The following is a 23,334-nucleotide window of genomic DNA, read 5'->3' on the forward strand; positions in this document are numbered from 1 at the left end:
CGGGCCGGTCAGAGGTTGACCTGGTCGTGCCGGGCGTAGAACTCCACCCACTCCTGTTCGCTCAGCTCACGTCCGGTCTCGCGGATCTCGGCGAGCTCCAGGAAGAAGCGCTCCCGGGCGATGCCGGGCGCGAAGAGGATGAGGAACGTGGTCTCGACGCCGGCGTCGTTGCGGAAGGCGTGCACCCCGTTGTCCGCGACGTGGGCGAAGTCGCCCGCGCCGAACCGGTCCCAGCGCTCGCCGTCGTAGATCGACAGCTCACCGGAGAGCACGTAGAACGACTCGGAGAAGGTGCGGTGCACGTGCGGGCCGGGCCCCGGGGTCGACGGCGCCATCCGGTACTCGAACAGGCCGTACCGGCCCGCCGTCACCGATCCCGGGGCCACGAACCGCACCGACGACGGACCGGCGATGTCGGGCGGGTCCGCCGCCCGGTGGACGGTCACGGCCTCGGCCGGGTCGAGAAAGCTCACGAGGCGATCCGCTCATGCGCCCACGACGCGCGGGTTCTGGCCACCCCGCGCGCGACCGGGCCCGCGCGCGGCACCGACGACGCGCGCGAGGGCCGCTCGCACGCGGGTCACCCGGGTGCTCCCGCGCAGGCGGGCGCCGCCGGGAGCCGTCGCCGGCCGCGTCCGGTCGGGTGCTGCGCGGCCGGCGCGCGCGGCTGCTGCGGCGTTCACCCGTGCGACCGGTTCGGGACGCGGCCGCTCACGCGCCCGCGGCGGACTTCAGGGCGTCGGCGCGCGCGGTGCTCTCCCACGGCAGGTCGATGTCGGTGCGCCCGAAGTGCCCGTAGGCGGCGGTCGGCGCATAGATCGGCCGCAGCAGGTCGAGGTCACGGATGATCGCCGCCGGACGCAGGTCGAACACCTCGGTGATCGCCGACTGGATCCGGGCCGGGTCGACGTGCTCGGTACCGAAGGTCTCGATGAACAGGCCGACCGGGGCCGCCTTGCCGATCGCGTAGGCGACCTGGACCTCGATCCGGTCGGCCAGCCCCGCGGCGACGACGTTCTTCGCCACCCAGCGCATCGCGTACGCGGCGGAGCGGTCCACCTTCGACGGGTCCTTGCCGGAGAACGCGCCGCCGCCGTGGCGGGCGAAGCCGCCGTAGGTGTCGACGATGATCTTGCGGCCGGTCAGGCCGGCGTCGCCCATCGGGCCGCCGACGACGAACCGTCCGGTCGGGTTGACCAGGAGCCGCACGTCGGAGGTGTCGAGGCCGAGATGCGCGATCTCCGGACCGACGACGTGCTCGCGGATATCGGGGGCGAGCATGCCGTCGAGGTCGATGTCGGCGGCGTGCTGGCTCGAGACGACCACCGTGTCGAGCCGGACGGCCTTGTCGCCGTCGTACTCGATGGTGACCTGGGTCTTGCCGTCCGGGCGCAGGTACGGGAGCACACCGGACTTGCGGACCTCGGTCAGCCGGCGGGCAAGCCGGTGCGCCAGCGCGATCGGGAGCGGCAGCAGCTCCGGGGTGTCGGTGTTGGCGTAGCCGAACATCAGGCCCTGGTCACCCGCGCCCTGCCGGGCGATCTCGTCCTCGCTGGCCTCGACGCGGCTCTCGTAGGCCGTGTCCACGCCCTGCGCGATGTCGGCCGACTGCGCGCCGATCGCGACGTTGACCCCGCACGAGTTCCCGTCGAAGCCCTTCGCCGACGAGTCGTACCCGATCTCCAGGATCTTGTCCCGGACCAGGGTGGGGATGTCCGCGTACGCCGACGTCGTCACCTCACCGGCGACGTGCACCTGCCCGGTGGTGACCAGCGTCTCGACCGCCACGCGGCTGCGCGGGTCCTGGGCGAGCAGCGCGTCGAGCACCGAGTCGCTGATCGCGTCGCACATCTTGTCCGGATGACCCTCGGTCACCGATTCGCTGGTGAACAACCGTCGGCCCACGTTCGACACGCCCGCACCTCATCTTGATTTCCGCTTGATCGCTGCCGGGCGAGCCTAGTCGACCCCACGACGTGATCGCCGCGTCCTCGGCCAGCGCCACTTGCTACGCACCGTAAACATCTCAGCGACACGCCGCCATTCCGTCACCGCATGGGGTGATGTGGCGCGCGGTAGCGAATCGGTAACGGCGCCACTCGTTGGGCCTTGTTGTCATGCCCACCCCACGGAGGTTCCCCGAGATGAAGCTGCAACGACCGGGCCGCGCGGCCGCTGTTGTCGGCGGGTTGGTCGCGGTCGGCGCGACCACCATGATGGCGCTCGCCGCCGGGACCGCCGGAGCGGCCGAGCCGGGCCGCTGCACGGACAACGTGAACGTCCGGGCCGAGCCGAGCCCGACCGCGCGCATCATCGCGGTCTGCGAGCGCGGGACCGAGGTGACCGTCGGCGAGAAGCGCAACGGCTTCGTGAAGCTGACGAACCTGGGCGGCTGGTCGGCCGAGGAGTTCGTGTCGGTCGACGGCGCCACCCCGGCCCGGAACGCCCTCACCACCGGCGCCTCGCGCTCCACCGCGCCGACGAGCACCCCGGCCGCCGCCGAGCGCCGCAGTGCCCCCACCACCTCGCCGTCCGCCGGTAGCGACCGCCGCCCCGCGGACGCGGAGCCGACCCGCGAACCCCGCCGTGCGGCGCCGAGCGAGGAGCCGGCCGACCAGGACGAGCCGACGTCGACGGAGACTCCCGAGGCCGGCACCGGACGCCTGCTTCCCTGAGGCTCGCCCGCGGGGCGGGCCGCGCCGGGTACCCCGGCCGACGCGTTGACAGCGCCCGCCCCGCGGGGCCACTCTGCGGCGATCCGTGCCCGCTTCGTGGCTTTCGGTGTGGTTCGGCACGGTGCCGACCGGAGGCGCATCCGGGTCGAACCGGGGTGTGCCCACCGTGGAGTCGCTGCTGACCGCCGTGTTCCTGCCCGTCGCGCTCGGCGTCGTGATGCTCGGCCTCGGGCTCTCGCTGACCGTCGGCGACTTCACCCGGGTCCTGGCCCATCCCCGCGCGGTGCTGATCGCCCTGGTCTGCCAGGTCGTCGCGCTGCCGGTGATCTGCCTGGGCCTCGTGACGGCCTTCGGGCTCGCCCCGGCGCTCGCGGTCGGGATGATGCTGCTCGCCGCCTCCCCCGGTGGCACCACCGCGAACCTGTTCAGCCACCTTGCCGGCGGCGACGTGGCGCTCAACGTGTCGCTCACCGCCGTCAACTCAGCCCTGTCGGTGGTGACGTTACCGATCGTGGTGAATCTGTCCCTGGTGCACTTCGCCGATCCGGCGGCCGGGATCGGGCTGCAGTTCGACAAGGTCGCTCAGGTCTTCGCGATCGTGCTGGTCCCGGTGGCGCTCGGCATGCTGATCCGCCGGCTGGCGCCCGGCTTCGCGGACCGGATGCACCACCCCGTCAAGATCACCTCGGTCGTGGTGCTGGTGCTGGTCATCGCGGCCGCCGTGCTCGAGAACCGGGAGATCCTGCTGGACGGGGTGGTGGCCGTCGGACCGCTGACGCTGCTGTTCGCGGTGATCAGCCTGACGGTGGGCTACGTGGTCCCACGGTTCGCCCGGGTCGACCGGCGCCGGTCGATCGCGTGTTCGATGGAGATCGGCATCCACAACAGCGTCCTGGCCATCACGATCGCACTGAGCCCCGCGCTGCTCGCCGATGCGGAGATGGCGATCCCGGCTGCGATCTACGGGCTCGTCATGTTCCTTCCGGCGGGGGTGTTCGCCGCGGTGCTCGCGCGCCGGGCACGCTCCGGCGCGGCGTCCCTCCCCGCCTAACCCGCCGATCCGTCGGACCCAGATCGCGGTCGGACGATCCCACGCGGGCCACCGGGTGCGGGTGCGATGCGCCCCGGCGTGCGGCCGGCTAGAGCCGGGACGCCACCGCGTCCCACACCCGCGACGCCAGCAGCGCCTTGGACCCGTTCGCCAGTTCGACCTCGGAGCCGTCGGCGCCCAGCAGCCAGCCGGCGTTGTCGGGCACCTCGAATGCCCGGCCGTCGCCCACCGCGTTGACCACCAGCAGGTCGCAGCCCTTGCGGGCGAGCTTGGCCCGACCGTGGTGCAGCGCGTCGCCGTCGGCGTCACCCGTCTCGGCCGCGAACCCGACGATCACCTGACCCGGCTCCCGCCCCCCGACCAGCTCCCTCAGGATGTCCGGGTTCTTGGTGAGCACCAGTGGGTCGGGGTCCGTGGACCCCTTCTTGATCTTGTGCTCGGCCAGCGCGGAGGGCCGGAAGTCGGCGACCGCCGCGGACATGACCACCGCGTCGGCGCCCTTGACCGCGGCCAGCATCGCGTCGCGCATCTGGGCCGCCGAGCCGACCCGCACGACGTCGACCGCCGCCGGATCGCCCAGCTCGGCGGTGTGTGCGGCGACGAGCGTCACCGCGGCGCCACGCTGCGCGGCCACCCGGGCCAGCGCGTAGCCCTGCCGGCCGGAGGACCGGTTGCCGAGGAAGCGCACCGGATCCAGCGGCTCGCGGGTGCCACCGGCCGAGACGACGACGCGGCGACCGGCGAGGTCCTGGGGCAGCGCGTCGGGCCGCTCCAGCAGCAGCCGGGCCAGTTCGGCGATCTCGGCCGGGTCGGGCAGCCGGCCGGGGCCGGTGTCCTTGCCGGTCAGCCGGCCGGACGCCGGTTCCAGCACGACGCTCCCGCGGGAGCGCAGCAGCGCGACGTTGTCCTGGGTGGCGGCGTGCTCCCACATCTCGGTGTGCATCGCCGGGGCGAACAGGACCGGGCACCGCGCGGTGAGCAGCGAGGCGGTGAGCAGGTCGTCGGCGCGACCGTGCGCGGCGCGCGCGAGCAGGTCGGCGGTCGCCGGGGCGACCACCACCAGGTCGGCCTCCTGGCCGAGCTTGACGTGCGGGACCGCGGGCACGTCCGCGAACACGCCGGTCTGGACCGGCTGGCCGGAGAGCGCCTCGAACGTCGCCGCGCCGACGAACTCCAGAGCGGACGCCGTGGGCAGCACACGCACGGAGTGGCCGCTCTCGGTGAGTCGCCGCAACAGCTCCGCGCTCTTGTAGGCCGCGATGCCCCCGGCCACTCCCAGCAGGACCCGGGGGCCGTTCACGAGGACTACTCGCCCTCGGTGTGCTCGAGCAGGCCGCCCTGGATCTCGCGCATGGCGATCGACAGCGGCTTCTCGCGCGGGCCCGGCTCGACGAGCGGGCCGACGTACTCGAGCAGGCCCTCGCCCAGCTGCGAGTAGTAGTCGTTGATCTGGCGCGCCCGCTTGGCCGCGTAGATCACCAGGGCGTACTTGGAGCTGACCTGGCCGAGCAGGTCGTCGATGGGCGGGTTGGTGATGCCCTCAGGGGTAGGACTGACGACAGCACCGGTCAGCGGCATGCTCACTGGAGAGACTCCTGTGGGGAGAGATCGGGGTCCGCGCACGGAAGCGGCGCGCGATCGACCGCCAAGTGTACCAATCGCGCGACGACAGCCTTGAGGTCGTCGTTGATCACGGCCACGTCGAACTCGTCGCGAGCGGCCATCTCCGCACGGGCGGTGTCCAGCCGGCGGGCCAGCTGCGCGGCGGACTCGGTGCCGCGACCGGTGAGCCGGCGGGCCAGTTCGTCGAACGAGGGCGGCTCCAGGAACACCGTCACGGCCTCGGGCATCGCGGCCTTGACCGCCCGCGCCCCCTGCAGATCGACCTCGACGAGCACCGGCCGACCCGCGCTCAGCTCCCGCTCCACGGGCTCTCGCGGAGTTCCCGAGCGCTGGAGGCCGCCGTGGATCTCAGCCCATTCCAGCAACTCGCCTCGGTCGATGAGCCCGTCGAAGTCGGCCTGGGTCACGAAGTGGTAATCCCGGCCGTCGACCTCGCCGGTGCGGGCGGCCCGGGTCGTGGCCGAGACGCTGAAGTAGAGCTCGGGCAGGACCTCACGCAGCCGCGCGACGACACTGCTCTTTCCGACACCCGAGGGGCCGGCCAGGACGATCAGCCGGCCTCTCGGGGGGTCGTGCGGAGCTGGACTACAGCTCACGCCTCGAAGTCGGCCAGCAGCGCCTTGCGCTGCCGGTCGCCGAGGCCGCGCAGCCGCCGGCTGGGCGCGATCTCGAGCCGCTCCATGATCTGAGCGGCGCGGACCTTGCCGACGCCGGGCATCGCCTCGAGCAGAGCCGACACCTTCATCTTGCCGAGTACCTCATCGGTGTCGGACTGGGCGAGCACCTCCTTGAGCGTGGTGCCGCCGCGCTTGAGCCGGTCCTTCAGCTCTGCCCGGGCCCGGCGCGCCGCCGCGGCCTTCTCCAATGCGGCAGCACGCTGTTCCTCGGTCAGCTGGGGAAGGGCCACGGTCTCCTCCGTCTTTCGGTCGTGCAGTCCTGACGAATCATCGATCCTGCGGGAGCACCCGCAAGCTCTTGAGCGAACGTACTCAGGCGCACTTTCGAGCCGTCATCGGGGGTACCACCAGTGGGTTTGGCACACACGCCACTCAGATGGGCGATATCACGCCGAGCGCCGATGAAGGGTCTCGTAACCCGCCGTTCACCGCGCCGTGGGGACCGGGTGGCTCGGTTCGTCACCGAACGTGAGAAAACGGACAGTCCGGAGAGCTCGGACATCGTCGGCCGGCGTCACCCCGCGTGCAACCGGCGCAGCGCGGCCGGCGTCAGGTCCTCCTTGCGGATGTAGGCCGCCGCGCCGCACCTGGTCGCGTCGGCCGGGAGGTCGTCGGCGGTGTAGGTGGACCCGCTCCGCCTCGGTGAGCGCGTCCTCGCCGCTGCCCGCCTCCGCGGCCACCCGCCATCCCCCGACCAGACCCACAACCGTCCGCGCGACGGTCCGGAACGGCCGCTGGTCGTCGACGATGAGAACGTCCACCACCGGCCCCCTCCCCTCCTGAGGCGCCCAGCGTGCCTGCGGCGGCGGGGAGGCGGCCAGGGTGGTAGCACCCCTACCCGGCGGCCGTCCTGGCCCGGTCCAGCTCGTCGCGCAGCGCCTCCGCGGCGCCGCGGAGCGCGGCGGGGTCGGGGCCGTGGCGCAGCACGGACCGCGACGCGGTGGGCAGCACCAGTCCGTCGACGCCGGCGAACCGAGCGGCGAGGTCGCCCGGGCCGGCGCCCTGCGCCCCCAGCCCGGGGGCCAGCACCGCGCCGTTGAGCGCGCCGAGCTCGAGCCCGTGCTCCGCCGTCGCCCCCACCACGACGCCCACGTCGCCCAGCGGTTCGACGCCGGCGTTCAGCGCGGCGGCACCGTCGACCACGGTCTGCGCGACGCTGCGGCCCGCCCAGCCGGCGAGCTGCACCTCGCCGCCCTCCGGGTTCGACGTGCGGGCCAGCACGAACACGCCCCGCCCGGCGTCGACCGCGATGCGCACGGCCGGGGCGAGCGAGCCCAGCCCGAGGTAGGGCGAGAGCGTGATCGCGTCGGCCGCGAGCGGCGCACCGACACCGAGGTAGGCGTCGGCGTACCCGTCCATGGTCGACCCGATGTCCCCGCGCTTGACGTCGAGCAGGGTCAGCGTCGGGGTGTCCGCCGCCGCGGCGAGCAGCCGCTCCAGCACGGCGACACCGGCCGAGCCGTGCCGCTCGAAGAACGCCGACTGCGGCTTGATCACCGCGACGTGCCCGGCCAGCGCCTCCAGGGCGGACATCGCGAACCGCTCCAGGCCGCCGGCGTCGTCGGTCAGCCCCCACTCGGCCAGCAGCGCCGGGTGCGGGTCGATCCCGACGCACAGCGGCCCGCGCGCGGCCACCGCGTCATCCAGCCGGGCCCCGAACCGCCGCACGCCCGGTACGTCCTCGCTCACGCTGCTCACGGTGGCCCCTCCGGGTCCGGTGCTCACGGTGCCCCCTCCGGATCCGGTCACGGGCGGGCCTTGCTCAGCGCGGCGTGGGCCTCCTGCAGCGAACGGACGCCGATACTGCCGCGGATCATCGCCTCGATGCCCTGCACCGCGGCCGCCGCACCCTGCACGGTCGTGATGCACGGGACCCCGCGGGACACCGCCGCCGAGCGGATCTCGTAGCCGTCGACGCGGGGCCCGGAGTTCCCGTACGGGGTGTTGACGATGAGGTCGACGTCGCCGGCCAGGATCCGGTCGACGATCGTCTCGGCCCCTGTCGCGCGCTCGGAGTGCTTGCGCACGACCGTGGCCTCGATCCCGTGGCGACGCAGCACCTCCGCGGTGCCCTCGGTGGCCAGCACCTCGAAGCCGAGGTCGGCGAGCCGGCGCGCCGGGAACACCATGGCCCGCTTGTCCCGGTCGGCCATCGAGACGAACACCCGGCCCTTGGTGGGCAGCGAGCCGTACGCCCCGGCCTGCGACTTCGCGAACGCGGGCCCGAAGGACGCGTCGATGCCCATCACCTCGCCGGTGGACTTCATCTCCGGTCCGAGCAGCGGATCGACGCCCTGCCCGGCCGGGGTGCGGAACCGGTTGAACGGCAGCACGGCCTCCTTGACCGCGACCGGAGCGTCGACCGGCAGCTCACCACCGTCGCCGCCGGCCGGCAGCAGCCCCTCGGCCCGCAGCTCGGCGATGGTGGCGCCCAGCATGATCCGGGCGGCCGCCTTGGCCAGCGGCACCGCCGTCGCCTTGGACACGAACGGCACCGTGCGCGACGCCCGCGGGTTGGCCTCGAGGACGTAGAGCGTCTCGCCGTGCAGCGCGTACTGGACGTTGAGCAGCCCGCGGACACCGACGCCGTGGGCGATCGCCGCGGTCGAGCGGCGGACCACCTCCAGCACGCTGCGGCCCAGCGTGATCGGCGGCAGGGTGCAGGAGGAGTCGCCGGAGTGGACCCCCGCCTCCTCGATGTGCTCCATGACGCCGCCGAGGAAGACCTCCTCGCCGTCGCACAGCGCGTCGACGTCGATCTCGATCGCGTCGTCGAGGAAGCGGTCGACCAGCACCGGGTGCTGCGGGCTGACCGCGGTGGCCCGGGCGATGTAGCCGGCCAGCGACTCCTCGTCGTAGACGATCTCCATGCCGCGCCCGCCGAGCACGTAGGACGGGCGCACGAGGACCGGGTAGCCGATCCGCCCGGCGATCTCCCGGGCCTGGTCGAACGACGTCGCCATGCCGAACGCCGGGGCCGGCAGGCCCGCCTTGCGCAGCACCTCGCCGAACGCGCCGCGGTCCTCGGCGAGGTCGATCGCCGCGGCCGACGTTCCGACGACCGGGACACCGGCCGCGGTGAGCCGCTGCGCGAGCCCGAGCGGGGTCTGCCCGCCGAGCTGCACGATCACCCCGGCCACGGTCCCGGACCGCTGCTCGGCGTGCACCACCTCGAGCACGTCCTCGAACGTGAGCGGCTCGAAGTAGAGACGGTCCGCCGTGTCGTAGTCGGTGGACACCGTCTCCGGGTTGCAGTTGACCATGACGGTCTCGAACCCGGCCTCGCGCAGCGCCATCACCGCGTGCACGCACGAGTAGTCGAACTCGATGCCCTGCCCGATCCGGTTCGGCCCCGAGCCCAGGATGAGCACCTTGGGCTTCTCGGTCTGCGGGGCGATCTCCGACTCCGCGGCGGGGTCGGTCTCGTAGGCGCTGTAGTGGTACGGCGTCTTCGCGGCGAACTCGGCGGCACAGGTGTCGACGGTCTTGTAGACCGGCCGGATGCCGAGCCGGTGGCGCAGCGTCCGCACGCCGTCCTCGCCGGCGAACTCGGGGCGCAGCGCGGCGATCTGCCGGTCCGACACGCCGGCCCGCTTGGCCCGGCGCAGCAGCGCGGCGTCGAGCACCGGCGCGTCGAGCAGGGCGGTGCGCAGCTCCCCGAGCGCGGCGATCTGGTCGAGGAACCACGGGTCGATGCCCGAGCGCCCGGCGACCTCGTCCACGGTCGACCCGGTCCGCAGCGCCCGCTCGACGGCGTAGATCCGGCCGTCGGTGGGAGCGGTGACGTCGGGTTCACCGTCGGGGTCGGGCGTGGTCCAGAACCCGGCAGCGGTCGTCTCCATCGAGCGCAGCGCCTTGCCCAGCGCCTCCGGAAACGACCGGCCGAGCGCCATCGCCTCGCCGACGCTCTTCATCGTCGTCGTCAGCTCGGGGTCGGCACCGGGGAACTTCTCGAACGCGAACCGCGGCACCTTCACCACGACGTAGTCCAGCGTCGGCTCGAACGCCGCCGGGGTCTCGCCGGTGATGTCGTTGCGGATCTCGCCGAGGGTGTAGCCGACGGCGAGCTTCGCGGCGATCTTCGCGATCGGGAAGCCGGTGGCCTTCGACGCCAGCGCGGACGACCGAGACACCCGCGGGTTCATCTCGATGACGACCAGGCGCCCGGTGTCCGGGTGCACCGCGAACTGGATGTTGCAGCCGCCGGTGTCGACGCCGACCGCGCGCAGCACGGCGATACCGACGTCGCGCATGCGCTGGTACTCGCGGTCGGTGAGCGTCATGGCCGGCGCGACGGTGATCGAGTCGCCGGTGTGCACGCCCATCGGGTCGATGTTCTCGATCGAGCAGACGACCACCACGTTGTCGTTGCGGTCGCGCATCAGCTCGAGCTCGTACTCCTTCCAGCCGAGCACCGACTCCTCGATGAGCACCTCGTGCACCGGGGACGCGTCGAGCCCGCCCCCGGCGAGACGCTCGAGGTCGGCGTCGTCGTGGGCCATGCCCGAGCCGAGCCCGCCCATCGTGAACGAAGGCCGGATGACCACCGGCAGCCCGAGCTCGGCGACGGCGGCCCGGACCTCGTCCATCGAGTGGCAGACCGCCGAGCGCGGCACGTCGCCGCCCACGGACTGCACGATCTCCTTGAACTTCAGCCGGTCCTCGCCGCGCCGGATCGCGTCGATGTCGGCGCCGATCAGCTCGACGCCGTAGCGCTCCAACACACCGTTCTCGTGCAGCGCGACGGCGGTGTTGAGCGCGGTCTGCCCGCCCAGGGTGGCCAGGATCGCGTCCGGGCGCTCTGCGGCGATGACCTGCTCGACGAACTCCGGCGTGATCGGCTCGATGTAGGTGGCGTCGGCGAACTCCGGGTCAGTCATGATCGTTGCCGGGTTGGAGTTGACCAGGCTGACCCGGATGCCCTCCTCGCGCAGCACCCGGCACGCCTGGGTGCCGGAATAGTCGAACTCGCAGGCCTGACCGATGACGATGGGCCCGGAGCCGATCACCATCACGTGCCGGATGTCCTCGCGGCGCGGCATCAGATGTTCTCCTCGTTCAGCCGGTGCCGGCCGCCGCTCTCGCGCGCCGATGCCATCTGCTCGACGAACCGGTCGAACAGGTCGGCGGCGTCGTGCGGGCCGGCCGCGGCCTCGGGGTGGTACTGCACGCTGAACGCCGGGAACGTCAGGCCCGCGATGCCCTCCACGGTGCCGTCGTTCGGGCAGGTGTGGCTGATCTCGGCCGGTCCGAAGGGGGTGTCGAACCGCTCCCCCGCCTCGCCCTCGACGGCGAACCCGTGGTTCTGCGAGGTGATCGCGACCCGGCCGGTGGCGTGCTCGACCACCGGGATGTTGATGCCGCGGTGCCCGTAGCGCATCTTGTAGGTCCCGCGGCCCAGCGCGCGGCCCAGGATCTGGTTGCCGAAGCAGATGCCGAACAGCGGGATCCGCCGCTCCAGCACCTGCCGGGTCAGCGCGACCGGCCCGTCGGCGGTCGCCGGGTCGCCCGGGCCGTTGGACAGGAAGAACCCGTCGGGGTCCAGCGCCAGGATGTCCTCGATCGTCGACGTCGCCGGCAGCACGTGCACCTCGACGCCGCGCGCGGCGAGCATCCGCGGGGTGTTCGACTTGATGCCGAGGTCGAGCGCCGCGACGGTGAACCGCCGGGTGTCCGCCGCCGCGACCACGTAGGGCTCGCGGGTGGTGACGGCCCCGTAGAGGTCGGCGCCCTCCATGCGGGGGCCGGCGAGCACCCGGTCGATCAGCTCGGCGTCGGCGGCCAGCGCGTCGCCGGAGAAGACCCCGGCCCGCATGGCGCCCCGCTCCCGCAGGTGCCGGACCACCGCGCGGGTGTCGATCCCCGCGACCCCGACGATCCCCTGCTCGGTCAGCGCGTCCCCGAGAGAGCGGGTGGACCGCCAGTTCGACGGACGCCGGGCGGGGTCGCGGACCGCGTACCCGGCGACGTGGATCCGCGTGGACTCGTCGTCCTCGTCGTTCCAGCCCGTGTTGCCGATCTGCGGGGCGGTCTGCACCACGATCTGACGGTGGTAGGACGGGTCGGTCAGGGTCTCCTGGTAGCCGGTCATCCCGGTGGTGAAGACGGCCTCGCCGAGGCTCTGCCCCGTCGCGCCGTACGCCTCGCCGCGGAAGACACGGCCGTCCTCGAGGACGAGGACCGCATCAGCCATTGCGCACCTGTCCGTCCCGGGCGGTGACCCGACCGCGCAGCACGGTGGCGACCACCACGCCGGGCAGGCGCATGCCCTCGTAGGGAGTGTTCGAAGCCTTGCTCGCCAGGGCCGCGCCGCGCACGGTCCACTGCGCCTCGGGGTCGACCAGGGCGAAGGTCGCCGGCTCCCCGACCGCGATCGGGCGGCCCTGGTCGGGCAGCCCGGTGATCTCCGCGGGCCGCTCCGAGAGCACCCGGGCGACCCCGCGCCAGTCGAGCAGGCCCGGCTCGACCATCGTGTGCACGAGCACCGACAGCGCCGTCTGCAGGCCGAGCATGCCCGGCTTTGCCGCGGCCCACTCGGTGTCCTTGTACTGCGCCGCGTGCGGGGCGTGGTCGGTCGCGACGACGTCGATGACGCCCTCGGCCAGCGCGGCCCGCATCGCCTTGGTGTCGGCCGCGGTACGCAGCGGCGGGTTGACCTTGTTCACCGGGTCGTAGCTGGTCAGCGCGGCGTCGGTGAGCAGCAGGTGATGGGGGGTGACCTCGGCCGAGACCCGCACGCCCGCCTCCTTGGCCGCACGCAGCACGTCGATGGTGCGCTGCGAGGACACGTGGCAGACGTGCAGCGCGGCCCTGGCCTCGCGGGCCAGCGCACAGTCGCGGGCGACGACGGTCTCCTCGGCCGTGGCCGGCCAGCCGGCCAGCCCGAGCCGCGACGCGACGACGCCCTCGTTGGCCTGCGCGCCCGCGGTCAGCCGGTGGTCCTCGGCGTGCTGGGCGATGACCACGTCGAGCGCGGAGGCGTACTCCAGGGCCCGGCGCATGATCAGCGGGTCGTTCACGCAGCGGCCGTCGTCGGAGAACATCCGCACGTTCGCCGCCGACTGGGCCATCGTGCCCAGCTCGGCGAGCTTGGCGCCCTCCAGGCCGACGGTGACGGCGCCGACCGGGTGCACGTCGACGAGCCCGACCTCGGCGCCGCGGCGGTGCACGTACTCGACGACGACGGCGTTGTCGGCCACCGGGTCGGTGTTCGGCATCGCGAACACGGCGGTGAACCCGCCCAGGGCCGCGGCACGCGAGCCCGTCTCGATGGTCTCGGACTCCTCGCCGCCGGGCTCGCGCAGGTGCACGTGCAGATCGACGAAGCCGGGCAGCAGCACCAGGCCGTCGGCGTCGATGGTCTCCGCGCCCTCGGGTGCGGTCAGCCCGGCACCCAGCTCGGTGATCACGCCGTCGGAGACCACCACGTCGACCGGGTCGCCCTCGCCGTAGGGACGGGTGTTGTGGATGAACAGGTTCACTCGGGGGCTCCCGCAAGCAGGTGGTAGAGGACGGCCATCCGCACGTGCACGCCGTTGCGCACCTGGGCGAGGATGGCGGCGCGCGGGGAGTCGGCCACCGAGGGGGCGATCTCCATGCCACGCACCATGGGGCCGGGGTGCAGCACGACGGCGTGCTCGGGCAGCAGGGCGGCGCGCTGGTCGGACAGGCCGTAGCGGACCGCGTACTCACGCGCCGACGGGAAGAAGGCGCCGTGCATCCGCTCGGCCTGCACCCGCAGCATCATCACCGCGTCGAGCCCGGGCAGCTCGGCGTCGAGCTCGGGGCTCACCCGGCACGGCCACTGCTCGACGCCGACCGGCAGCAGCGTCGGCGGGGCGATCAGCACGACCTCGGCGCCGAGGGTGGCAAGCAGGAACACGTTCGACCGGGCGACCCGGCTGTGCAGCACGTCGCCGACGATGCCGATCCGGCGCCCGGCGATCGAGCCCAGCCGGTCGCGCAGGGTGGCCGCGTCGAGCAGCGCCTGGGTGGGGTGCTCGTGCGTGCCGTCACCGGCGTTGACGATGGACGTGTGGGTGCCGGTCATCGTCGCGTCCCGGTCGGCCCAGGCGGCCAGCCGGTGCGCGGCCCCCGACGCGGGGTGCCGGACGATCACGCAGTCGGCGCCCATCGCCGACAGCGTCAGCGAGGTGTCGCGCAGCGACTCGCCCTTGGAGACCGACGAGCCCTTCGCGCTGACGTTCACGGTGTCGGCGCTCATCCACTTGCCGGCGATCTCGAAGGAGACCCGGGTGCGGGTGGAGTCCTCGTAGAACATCGTGATGACGGTGCGCCCGCGCAGAGTGGGGAGCTTGCGGACCTCACGGCCCAGCAGGGCCTGCCGGAGCCGGTCGGCGGTGTCGAGCAGGCCGTTGGCCGCGGCGGCGTCGAGATCGGTGACCGACAGCAGGTGCTTCACGCGTCCTCCCCCGCCCCCGTGTCGCCCGGACCGCGGCGCAGCGCGACGCCGTCACGTCCGTCGATCTCGGTGAGCGAGACGAGGATCGTCTCGCTGCGCGAGGTGGGCACGTTCTTGCCCACGTAGTCGGCGCGGATCGGCAGCTCGCGGTGCCCCCGGTCGATCAGCACGGCGAGCTGCACGGCCCGCGGGCGGCCGTGGTCACGCAGCGCGTCGAGGGCGGCGCGCACGGTGCGACCGGAGAACAGCACGTCGTCGACGAGCACGACGAGCTTGTCGTCCAGGCCCGACTCCGGCACGGCGGTGTCCTCGAGCGCACGGGCGGGCTGGCGGCGCAGGTCGTCGCGGTAGAGCGTCGGGTCCACCGAGCCGACGGCGGGCGCGGTGCCGGTGAACTCCGCGATCGCCGCGGCGAGCCGGCGGGCGAGCACCGCTCCGCCGGTGGGGATGCCGATCAGCACGACGTCCTCGGCCCGGGCGGGCTCGAAGGCGGTCTTCTCGATGATCTGGTGCGCGATGCGCGCGATGGTGCGGGTGACATCGGCGGCGCTGAGCAGTTCCCGATCGGGAGCCGCACCTCCGACGTCCCCGCGGCGGTCGTTCGCCACGAGGCTCTCCTTCCCCGCCTCACCGGACGGGCCTTAAAGGATGATGTTGTCGACGTCCACGCTAGCAGCGCTCGGCCGCCACACCGGGCTCGTGGGCGTCCGGCATCAGGAGCGTCACACCCTGTCCCCGGCGGCCCCCGCCGGAGCCCGGCGTTCCCCGGGCGCCCGTCACACCCACTCGTGCCCCAGCCGCCCCGTGACGGCGGCTGCGGACGCGCAGCGAACCCGCGGACCCCCAGGTCGTACCGCCGACGAGGGTCTGTCGATCAGCCGTTCGAGTGGAGAAATGCCGGTTGGGCACCGAGAGAGGTCGACCAACTTGACCGATGACGGGCACGAGCGCATGATTACTCTCCGTATCGATCAGCTGTCTCACGGGTGGCCGCGGCAGCGGGGGGCACCAGCCGGAGGCAGTACGCCGGCGAGAACGGGCGTCGGCCCAACTCAAGGCATCACCCAGTACACGGACGTCGGTCCCGCGGCCGCACGACCAGCGAAAAAGGAGATCGCCACATGGGCGACTACGCCAAGGCGCTTGGCAGCAAGCTCCGGGCCATCCGGCAGCAACAGGGGCTGTCACTGCACGGCGTCGAGCAGAAGTCGGGGGGCCGGTGGAAGGCGGTCGTGGTCGGCTCCTACGAGCGCGGTGACCGTGCGGTGACCGTGCAGAAGCTGGCCGAGCTGGCCGACTTCTACGGAGTCCCCGTGGCCGAGCTGCTGCCCGAGGGCCGCGTCCCCTCCGGTTCCGAGCCCGCCACCAAGATCGTCATCAACCTGGAGCGGCTGCAGCAGCTGCCCGCCGACAAGGTGGGCCCGCTGGCCCGCTACGCGGCGGCCATCCAGAGCCAGCGAGGCGACTACAACGGCAAGGTGCTGTCGATCCGCGCCGAGGACCTGCGGTCGCTGGCGATCATCTATGACATGACGCCCGGTGAGCTCACCGACCAGCTCATCGACTGGGGCGTGCTGCCGCCCGAGGCCCGGCCGGCGCACCGCGTCGACTGAGACCGCGCGCGATCGGTGATCGCCGCGACGGGGTGCCGCATGGCTCGGGGAAGGGCATGCCGACACCACCCGCACGGATCGCCGGTCCCCGGCTCCGCCCGCGCCCGGTCATGCCCCGGGGCGCGCGGAGCCGGAGCGTTGCGCCGGTCACGACCCGCGCACGGCCGCCGATGCGCGTCGGCACGAACCGCTCGGTGGCCACCCCTGCGAACCGCTCGGTGGCCACCCCTGCGAACCGCTCGGTGGCCACCCCTGCGGGCGGCGACGGCGGTCACAGCCGCTGACGGAGGCCCCGCGCATGCCGGGCACCGGGCGTCGCCGCCGTCCGCTCGCTGCCCTCGGTCCCGCCGGACCGTAGGATCCGGTGTGTGACGGAGGCCACCGCAGGGTCCCGCCTGCGTTCGTGGGCGTACGCGCTACGCACGACGAACCCGCCCCCCGGCAGCGTCGAGAGCGGGCGGCTCGACGTGATCACCCGCTGGATCGTGGTCAGCAGGGCCGCGGTGCTGCCGATGACCCTGGTCTCCGGGTTGGTCGCGGCGCTGCTCGCCGTGGGCAGACCCGGCCTGGACCGGCGCTGGCTGCTGCTCGCGATCGTCGGGATCACGCTGGCGCACGTCGCGAACAACCTGATGAACGACCTCTACGACGCGCGAGCCGGCAGCGACAGCGCGACCTATCCACGAGCGCTCTACGCGCCGCACCCGGTCCTGTCCGGTCTGGTCAGCCGGCGCGCCCTGGTCCTCGCGATCGTCGCCGTGAACGTCGCCGACCTGGTGATCCTGATCGTGCTGGCACTGGCCCGGGGCTGGCCGGTGGTCGCGTTCGCGCTCGCCGGGTTCGTGCTCAGCGTGGCCTACACCGCACCGCCGCTGCGGCTGAAGAAGCGCGGTCTGGGCGAACCGGACGTGCTCGTGGTGTGGGGGCCGCTGATGGTCGGCGGTACGTACTACGCCGCGGTGGGATCGCTGCCCTGGCAGGTGCTGCTGGCCTCGCTGCCCTACGGGCTGCTGTGCACCACGGTGCTGATGGGCAAGCACATCGACAAGATCCCCTACGACGGGCCGCTCGGGATCCGCACCCTGCCGGTGATCCTCGGCGAACGCCGCGCCCGCGTGCTGACGCTGGGCCTGATGGCCGGTTTCTACGTCCTCGTCGGGCTCGCGATGCTGTTCGGCGCGATGCCCTGGGCGGCGCTGCTCGTCGTCGCGGCCGTGCCGCGGCTGGTGACGGTGTGGCCGTACTTCCGCCGGCCACCACCGGCCGAGCCGCCGGAGGGCTTCCCGGTGTGGCCGCTGTGGTACGCGGCGCTGGCGTGGGTGCACGTGCGGCAGGCGGGCGCGCTGCTGGTGCTCGGCCTGGCGCTCGGTGCCGTACTGCGCGCTGTCGCGGGCTGAACATCCGTGCGCCGCACCGTGTCGGAGCGACTGCGCTGGGTGTCCGAGACGGTCGCCGCGGGCCCGGACGCGCGGCTGCTCGAGGTCGGCTCCGGGCACGGGGTCGTGGTGTCGCTGGTCGCGGCGAGGCTCACGACCGGGCGGATCACCGGTCTGGACCGCTCGCCGGCGATGACCGCGATGGCGATGCGGGCGAACGCCGAGCACATCGCCGCAGGGCGTGCGGAGCTGCGCACCGGGAGCCTGGAGGAGCAGCGGGCGACCGACCTGCCCACCGGCGGGTTCGACACGGTGTTCGCGGCGCGGGTCGCCGCGTTCTGGACGCGGCCCGAGGCGATGCTGCCCGTCACGCGACGGTTGCTCGCGCCCGGCGGACAGCTGCTGTTGTTCCTCGACGCCCCCGTCGGTTCGACCTGCGCCCGGGCCGTGGAGCAGGCCCGCGCCGGGCTCGACCGGTTCGGCTTCACCGTCCATGACGTCCTGACCGGCGGCACCCGTCCCGCTCCGGCCGTGTGCATCGCCGCCGGCACAGCGAGAGCGGGCACGCGGCTCGAAGCCCCGGTCGATCAGGCCTCGCGGTCGTGATCGGCCCGCTGCTCCTCGTCGGCGGGGCCCCGCACGACCCATCGGGTGAGATCACGCCAGCTCAGCGACGGTCGCCGCCCCATCGGGGGCGGCTGCTCGGTCGCGGGATGGCCGAGGCACACGACGAGTTCCGGACTCCAGCCCTCCGGCAGGCGCAGCACGACGCCGACGGCGGCGCGGCTGAACGAGCTCACGGGTCCGGCGCCGAGTCCGATGCCGTGCGCGGCGAGCAGCATGGTGGCCGCGATCGTCCCCACGTCGACGTAGAGGCCCGGGCTGGTCCGGGCGAAGCCGTACTCCACGGCGAGCGGCTGATCGATGCAGATCGTGACGGCCGCCGCGGGGCGCTGGATCATCCCCGGGGAGACCATGCGCAGCACACGCAGGATCGCCGGATCGCTGGTGGCGACGAAGCGGTGCAGATGCCGGTTCCCCGCGCTCGGCGCGTAGCGCCCGGCGTCGAGGACGGCCTCGATCTGCTCCCGCGCGACCGGCTGGTCGCTCATGGTGCGGACGACGCGACGGGTGCGGATGGCCCGCAACACCGGGTTCACGCGGTCGGTTCCGGTCACCGGGCGGTCACCCGGGGGTGACGGTCGTCCGGCAGCCGGGCGCGAACCGGATGCTCAGGTGCTCGGCGAGCTCGCGGCAGATACCGTCCAGACGCGCGACATAGGCCTCCCGGCCGGTCCGGGGCACGGCCGTGGGGGGAACCGAACCGAGCGGGCCCGCGAGCACGTCCTGCAGGCCTTCGGACGCCCGCGGCCGGATCATCGCCGCGAGGCGGCCGGCCGCGGTGAGCAATCGCATCGGGCCGTACTCGGCGGCCTCGTCCACCTGTGTCCGGGCGGCCGTGACCAGATAGGCGAGCAGTTCCAGCGCCTGGTCTTCGTCGAGCACGAGGGGCGGGGCCATACCGCGATCGTGGCCCTCGGCATCGGCTGATGCCGAGGGCTCATCGGGTGACGCCCGCCGGCGCGGGCGTGGCGCCGCCGGGTCAGCGGGTGGCGCGCAGGTGCTCGGCGATGTCGGCGATCCGGCCGAGCACCCCGTTGATGAACCGCGGCGAGTCGTCGGTGGACAGCGTGCGGGCCAGCTCGACGGCCTCGGTGATCGCCACCGGGTCGTCGATCTCATCGACCCACAGCAGCTCGAAGACCCCGATCCGCAGCAGCGTGCGGTCGACGGCGGGCATCCGGGCGACCGTCCAGCCCTCGGCGTGTTCGGCGAGCAGCTGGTCGATACGGTCGCGGTGGGCCACCACGCCCTCGACCAGCATTCCGGCGTAGTCCGAGACCGGCGGTGCGTCGGCGGTCTCGCGGCGCTGGGTCAGCACCTCCAGGGGTGCGTCGCCACGCGCCTCGGACTCGAAGAGGATGTCCAGCGCGCGCTTGCGCGCCTTCGTGCGCGCACGCATGTCAGCCGCTTACTCGGCCGAGGTAGCGCCCGTCGCGGGTGTCCACCTTGACCTTCTCGCCGGTGGTGAGGAACAGCGGGACCTGGATCTCCGCGCCGGTCTCCAGGGTCGCCGGCTTGGTGCCGCCGGTGGACCGGTCGCCCTGCAGGCCCGGGTCGGTGTGCTGCACGACCAGCTCGACGGAGGTGGGCAGCTCGATGTACAGCGGCACGCCGTCGTGCAGCGCCACCATCGCGGTCTGGTTCTCGAGCATGTAGTTCGCGGCGCTGCCGACCGTCGACTCGGGGATCGAGATCTGGTCGAAGGTGTCGCCGTCCATGAACACGAAGTCGGCGCCGTCGCGGTACAGGTAGGTCATGTCGCGGCGGTCGACAGTGGCGGTGTCGACCTTGGTGCCGGCGTTGAAGGTCTTGTCGACCACCTTGCCGGTCAGCACGTTCTTCAGCGTGGTGCGCACGAAGGCGCCGCCCTTGCCCGGCTTGACGTGCTGGAACGCCTGGACGGACCAGAGCTGGCCGTCCAGGTTGAGCACCAGGCCGTTCTTCAGGTCGTTCGTGGTGGCCACGTGCGGATCTCTCCTGGGTCGTTGCGGGCGCGTGAGGCGGCGAGCGGGCCTGAGGTGATCGGCTTCGCCGTGGCGCCGGGGGTGCTTCGATGCGGACACCGCCACCGGCGGCGCCGCCATGCCGTCTGCCAGGATACCGCTGCTCCCGGACCGGCGGACGCTCCCCTCCGGACGGACCTCGGTCGCCGCCCGGGCCTCAGAGCTCGACGAGCTCGCGGCCGGTGCGGGTGAGCACCTCCGGCACGCCCTCACGCACCACCAGGGTGTCCTCGATGCGCACCCCGCCGCGGCCGGCGAGGTAGACCCCTGGTTCGACGGTCACCGTCATCCCGGATGCCAGCGTCCCGGTGCCGGCCGCGGACAACGCGGGCGCCTCGTGGATCTGCAGCCCCACGCCGTGGCCGAGCCCGTGCACGAACTCCGCGCCGCGGCCCGCGTCGACGATCACGTTCCGGGCGGCGGCGTCGACGCCGCTCACGGTGGCGCCGGGCACCAGCGCCGCCCGTCCGGCCGCCTGCGACGCCGCGACCAGGGCGTACAGCTCGCGCTGCCAGTCGGCGGGCGGGCCGAGGACGACGGTGCGGGTCATGTCGGAGTGGTAGCCGTCGACCAGCGCGCCGAAGTCCAGCTTGACCAGGTCACCGCGGCGCAGCTCGGTGTCGGTCGGGCGGTGGTGCGGGATCGCCGAGTTCGCCCCCGACGCGAGGATCGTCTCGAACGCCGGCCCGGTGGCGCCGTGCCCGCGCATCCGGTTCTCCAGGTCGAGGGCGACCGCGCGCTCCGTCCGGCCCGGGCGCAACCCGCCCGCCGCGATCAGGTCGGCGAACGCGCTGTCGGCGGCCGCGCAGGCCGTCCGCAACGCGGCGATCTCGGTCTCGTCCTTGACCAGCCGGAGCTGCTGGACGAGGCCCGGGGCGCGCTGGAGCGCCACCGCCCCGGCCGCGTCGGTCAGCGCCAGGTGCGCCTCCACGGTCACCGCGTCGGACTCGAACCCGAGCCGGCGGACCCCGAGGCCGGCGGCCGCCTCCGCGAGCGCGAGCGCGCTCGACCGTTCGATCACCCGCTGCAGGTCCGGGACCTCGGTCGCACTCTGCGCCACGTAGCGCCCGTCGGTGCAGAACCGGGTGCCCTCCTCGTCGCGGGAGTGCACCAGCAGCGCCGCGTTCGAACCGGTGAAGCCCGTCAGATAGCGGACGTTGACCAGGTCGGTCACCAGCAGCGCATCCAGGTCGGCCGTGCGCAGCAACTCGCGCAGCGCCTGGCGGCGGGACGAGAACGGGGAGGGCGGCACCCGGTCAGCCTAGGCTGGCGCCCATGGACGACGGCGTGTACTTCCGTCAGCTGCTCTCCGGCCAGGACTTCGCGGTGGGCGATCCGATCGCCACCCAGATGGTCAACTTCTCCTACCTGATCGGCGATCCGGCGTCGCGGGAGGCCGTGGTGGTCGATCCGGCCTACGCCCCGGGCGACCTCCTCGACGTGCTGGCCGCGGACGACATGCGGCTGGCCGGTGTGCTCGTCACCCACCACCACCCCGACCACGTGGGCGGCTCGCTCATGGGGCACCCGCTGGCGGGGCTCGCCGAGCTGCTGGGTGCGGCGCCGGTGCCGGTGCACGTCAACCGGCACGAGGCCGAGTGGGTGCGTCGCTCCACCGGGATCTCGGCCACCGATCTCACCCCGCACGACCACGACGACGTCGTCGAGGTGGGGGCGGTGCCGATCCGGCTGCTGCACACTCCCGGCCACACGCCGGGGAGCCAGTGCTTCCTCGTCGACGGGAGGCTGGTCGCGGGCGATACCCTGTTCCTGCAGGGCTGCGGTCGCACCGACTTCCCCGGCGGCGACCCCGACGCCATGTACGACAGCCTCCAGCGGCTGGCGGCGCTCACCGGCGACCCGGTCGTGCATCCCGGTCACCGGTACTCGCCGGAGGCGTCGGCCGCCCTGTCGGAGGTGCGGCGCAGCAACATGGTGTTCCGGCCGGGGTCGCTGGAGGAGTTCCGGACGGCGTTCGGCTGAGCCGTACGGGCATCGCCGAGCGGCACCACACGGGTTCGCCGCGCCGCCCGTCGAACAGCGGGCCACCCCGCGCGTTCCGTCGCCACGCGCGGGTTCTGCCCGCCACGCGCGCGTCCGGGCGCGCGCATGGCATCGGTAACGCGCGTGGAGCGCCATCACCCGCAAGGCGCGCCGGGCGGGGGGCCGGCTCAGCCCGCGGCGTTCCCGCTGACGGCCGCGTAGGCCTGCTCCAGCAGCTCGGGCTCGGGGCCCTCGAGCCGGGCGGGCTTCGCCAGCCCGTCGAGCACCACGAACCGCAGCATCCCGGCCCGGGCCTTCTTGTCTCCGCGCATGGTCTCCACCAGCTCCGGCAGCACTCCGGGGACGTAGGAGACCGGCAGCCCGAGCGCGGTGAGCACCGCGCGGTGCCGGTCGGCGGTCGCGTCGTCGAGCCGGCCGGCGGCGCGCGCCAGCTCGGCGGCGAAGACGAGGCCGACGCTCACCGCGGCGCCGTGGCGCCAGGTGTAGTCCTCGCGGCGCTCGATGGCGTGCCCGAGGGTGTGGCCGTAGTTGAGGATCTCCCGCAGGTGCGACTCGCGCAGATCCGCCGACACCACGTCGGCCTTGACCTGGATCGAGCGCCGGACCAACTCGGGGAGCACGTCTCCGGTCGGGTCCAGCGCGACGGCCGGGTCGCGCTCGATGAGGTCGAGGATCATCGGGTCGGCGATGAACCCGGCCTTGACGATCTCGGCCATCCCCGCCGCCAGCTCGACCGGCGGCAGCGTCTCCAGGGTGGCCAGGTCGACCAGCACGGCCGACGGCTCGTGGAAGGCACCGACCAGGTTCTTGCCCGCCGCGGTGTTGATGCCGGTCTTGCCGCCCACCGCGGCGTCGACCATGGCCAGCAGCGTGGTCGGCACGTGCACGACCCTGACCCCGCGCATCCAGGTGGCGGCGACGAATCCGGCGAGATCGGTGACGGCTCCCCCACCCAGCGCGATCACCACGTCACCGCGGGTCAGTCCGACCTGGCCGCAGACCTCCCAGCAGAACCCGGCGACGGCCAGCGACTTGCCCTCCTCCGCGTCGGGCACCTCGACGCGGTGCGCGTCGACGCCCGCAGCCTCCAACTCGGCCCGCACCCGCTCCGCGACGTCGGCCAGCGCCGGCTGGTGCACCAGCACGGCCGCGGCGGCGCCCAGCCCGGTGATCACCCCGGTCAGCTCGGCGCGCGCATCACGGCCGATGAGCACCTGGTAGGGCCGCTCCGCGGCGACCTCGATCCGCACCGGTTCGTCCATGCCG

At 73.3% G+C, this 23,334-nt stretch carries 24 protein-coding genes; 6 read left to right on the forward strand and 18 right to left on the reverse strand.

All coding sequences use genetic code 11. The features are described 5' to 3' along the window. Positions 1-8 precede the first annotated feature (8 nt). Together HF519_RS04730 and metK are read right to left on the reverse strand one after the other, a co-directional pair. A complete protein-coding gene (locus HF519_RS04730) occupies positions 9-473 on the reverse strand; it encodes a cupin domain-containing protein (RefSeq protein WP_169410429.1) in 465 nt (154 codons plus the stop codon). Between the two features lie 238 nt (positions 474-711). Then, positions 712-1,914: a methionine adenosyltransferase gene (gene metK, locus HF519_RS04735; protein ID WP_169410431.1), complete on the reverse strand. Its 1,203-nt coding sequence runs from the start codon at positions 1,912-1,914 to the stop codon at positions 712-714. 230 nt (positions 1,915-2,144) lie between these two features. On the opposite strand from metK, the gene HF519_RS04740 reads away from it, so the two are divergent. Both HF519_RS04740 and HF519_RS04745 read left to right on the forward strand, forming a co-directional pair. After that, entirely contained in the window at positions 2,145-2,675 is a 531-nt protein-coding gene (locus HF519_RS04740) for an SH3 domain-containing protein (RefSeq protein WP_169410433.1), read from the forward strand. Between the two features lie 157 nt (positions 2,676-2,832). Beyond that, positions 2,833-3,726, forward strand: coding sequence for a bile acid:sodium symporter family protein (locus tag HF519_RS04745; RefSeq protein ID WP_312859901.1), 894 nt, complete (start codon positions 2,833-2,835; stop codon positions 3,724-3,726). 88 nt (positions 3,727-3,814) lie between these two features. Here the strand turns inward: HF519_RS04745 and coaBC are convergent, their stop codons facing one another. From coaBC to pyrR, 10 genes are all read right to left on the reverse strand, one after another. Beyond that, positions 3,815-5,026 (reverse strand): bifunctional phosphopantothenoylcysteine decarboxylase/phosphopantothenate--cysteine ligase CoaBC, encoded by a 1,212-nt coding sequence (gene coaBC / locus HF519_RS04750; RefSeq protein ID WP_169410435.1) that lies wholly within the window; start codon positions 5,024-5,026, stop codon positions 3,815-3,817. Positions 5,027-5,031: 5 nt separating this feature from the next. Then, positions 5,032-5,304: a DNA-directed RNA polymerase subunit omega gene (rpoZ, locus tag HF519_RS04755; protein WP_169410538.1), complete on the reverse strand. Its 273-nt coding sequence runs from the start codon at positions 5,302-5,304 to the stop codon at positions 5,032-5,034. 2 nt (positions 5,305-5,306) lie between these two features. Continuing rightward, on the reverse strand, positions 5,307-5,945 hold the full coding sequence (gene gmk / locus HF519_RS04760; protein WP_169410437.1) for a guanylate kinase: 639 nt from the start codon (positions 5,943-5,945) through the stop codon (positions 5,307-5,309). Beyond that, positions 5,942-6,256: an integration host factor, actinobacterial type gene (gene mihF / locus HF519_RS04765; protein WP_169410439.1), complete on the reverse strand. Its 315-nt coding sequence runs from the start codon at positions 6,254-6,256 to the stop codon at positions 5,942-5,944. The genes gmk and mihF overlap by 4 nt, the downstream gene beginning before the upstream one ends. A gap of 604 nt (positions 6,257-6,860) precedes the next feature. Then, entirely contained in the window at positions 6,861-7,715 is an 855-nt protein-coding gene (gene pyrF / locus HF519_RS04770; protein ID WP_312859902.1) for an orotidine-5'-phosphate decarboxylase, read from the reverse strand. Positions 7,716-7,771: 56 nt separating this feature from the next. Continuing rightward, positions 7,772-11,068 (reverse strand): carbamoyl-phosphate synthase large subunit, encoded by a 3,297-nt coding sequence (carB, locus tag HF519_RS04775; protein WP_169410447.1) that lies wholly within the window; start codon positions 11,066-11,068, stop codon positions 7,772-7,774. Continuing rightward, positions 11,068-12,219 carry a glutamine-hydrolyzing carbamoyl-phosphate synthase small subunit gene (gene carA, locus HF519_RS04780; RefSeq protein ID WP_169410449.1) on the reverse strand — a complete coding sequence of 384 codons (1,152 nt, stop codon included), beginning with the start codon at positions 12,217-12,219 and terminating at the stop codon, positions 11,068-11,070. The genes carB and carA overlap by 1 nt, the downstream gene beginning before the upstream one ends. Continuing rightward, entirely contained in the window at positions 12,212-13,507 is a 1,296-nt protein-coding gene (locus HF519_RS04785) for a dihydroorotase (RefSeq protein ID WP_169410451.1), read from the reverse strand. The genes carA and HF519_RS04785 overlap by 8 nt, the downstream gene beginning before the upstream one ends. After that, the gene (locus tag HF519_RS04790) at positions 13,504-14,448 is read right to left on the reverse strand and encodes an aspartate carbamoyltransferase catalytic subunit (RefSeq protein WP_169410453.1); all 945 of its coding nucleotides are present in this window, start codon (positions 14,446-14,448) and stop codon (positions 13,504-13,506) included. The genes HF519_RS04785 and HF519_RS04790 overlap by 4 nt, the downstream gene beginning before the upstream one ends. Further along, positions 14,445-15,056 (reverse strand): bifunctional pyr operon transcriptional regulator/uracil phosphoribosyltransferase PyrR, encoded by a 612-nt coding sequence (gene pyrR / locus HF519_RS04795; protein WP_169410455.1) that lies wholly within the window; start codon positions 15,054-15,056, stop codon positions 14,445-14,447. Before pyrR ends, HF519_RS04790 begins: the two co-directional genes overlap by 4 nt. Positions 15,057-15,569: 513 nt before the next feature. Here pyrR and bldD point away from each other — a divergent pair. The 3 genes from bldD (at position 15,570) to HF519_RS04810 (ending at position 18,043) form a co-directional block, all read left to right on the forward strand. Next, positions 15,570-16,061 carry a transcriptional regulator BldD gene (gene bldD / locus HF519_RS04800; protein WP_169383509.1) on the forward strand — a complete coding sequence of 164 codons (492 nt, stop codon included), beginning with the start codon at positions 15,570-15,572 and terminating at the stop codon, positions 16,059-16,061. 368 nt (positions 16,062-16,429) lie between these two features. Then, positions 16,430-17,458 (forward strand): prenyltransferase, encoded by a 1,029-nt coding sequence (locus HF519_RS04805; protein ID WP_169410457.1) that lies wholly within the window; start codon positions 16,430-16,432, stop codon positions 17,456-17,458. 6 nt (positions 17,459-17,464) lie between these two features. Then, complete coding sequence (locus tag HF519_RS04810) at positions 17,465-18,043, forward strand: class I SAM-dependent methyltransferase (RefSeq protein ID WP_169410459.1); 579 nt, start codon at positions 17,465-17,467, stop codon at positions 18,041-18,043. Here HF519_RS04810 and HF519_RS04815 read toward each other — a convergent pair. From HF519_RS04815 to HF519_RS04835, 5 genes are all read right to left on the reverse strand, one after another. Then, positions 18,025-18,615 carry a nitroreductase family protein gene (locus tag HF519_RS04815; RefSeq protein WP_169410461.1) on the reverse strand — a complete coding sequence of 197 codons (591 nt, stop codon included), beginning with the start codon at positions 18,613-18,615 and terminating at the stop codon, positions 18,025-18,027. The two genes, HF519_RS04810 and HF519_RS04815, sit on opposite strands and share 19 nt — an antisense overlap. Positions 18,616-18,622: 7 nt before the next feature. Next, positions 18,623-18,958, reverse strand: a complete 336-nt coding sequence (locus HF519_RS04820) for a DUF6092 family protein (protein ID WP_169410463.1) — start codon at positions 18,956-18,958, stop codon at positions 18,623-18,625. 82 nt (positions 18,959-19,040) lie between these two features. After that, a complete protein-coding gene (gene nusB / locus HF519_RS04825) occupies positions 19,041-19,460 on the reverse strand; it encodes a transcription antitermination factor NusB (RefSeq protein ID WP_169410465.1) in 420 nt (139 codons plus the stop codon). Between the two features lies 1 nt (position 19,461). Next, positions 19,462-20,025, reverse strand: a complete 564-nt coding sequence (gene efp, locus HF519_RS04830; RefSeq protein WP_169410466.1) for an elongation factor P — start codon at positions 20,023-20,025, stop codon at positions 19,462-19,464. Between the two features lie 196 nt (positions 20,026-20,221). After that, a complete protein-coding gene (locus HF519_RS04835) occupies positions 20,222-21,316 on the reverse strand; it encodes a M24 family metallopeptidase (RefSeq protein WP_169410468.1) in 1,095 nt (364 codons plus the stop codon). A gap of 23 nt (positions 21,317-21,339) precedes the next feature. Between HF519_RS04835 and HF519_RS04840 the strand changes: the two genes are divergently transcribed. Further along, positions 21,340-22,047, forward strand: a complete 708-nt coding sequence (locus HF519_RS04840; protein WP_169410470.1) for an MBL fold metallo-hydrolase — start codon at positions 21,340-21,342, stop codon at positions 22,045-22,047. A 188-nt stretch (positions 22,048-22,235) separates the two neighbouring features. On the opposite strand, the gene aroB is transcribed toward HF519_RS04840, so the two are convergent. Next, complete coding sequence (gene aroB, locus HF519_RS04845) at positions 22,236-23,330, reverse strand: 3-dehydroquinate synthase (protein WP_169410472.1); 1,095 nt, start codon at positions 23,328-23,330, stop codon at positions 22,236-22,238. Positions 23,331-23,334: the final 4 nt, after the last annotated feature.

Source organism: Pseudonocardia bannensis (genome assembly GCF_012911875.1).
Classification (GTDB): Bacteria; Actinomycetota; Actinomycetes; order Mycobacteriales; family Pseudonocardiaceae; genus Pseudonocardia; species Pseudonocardia bannensis.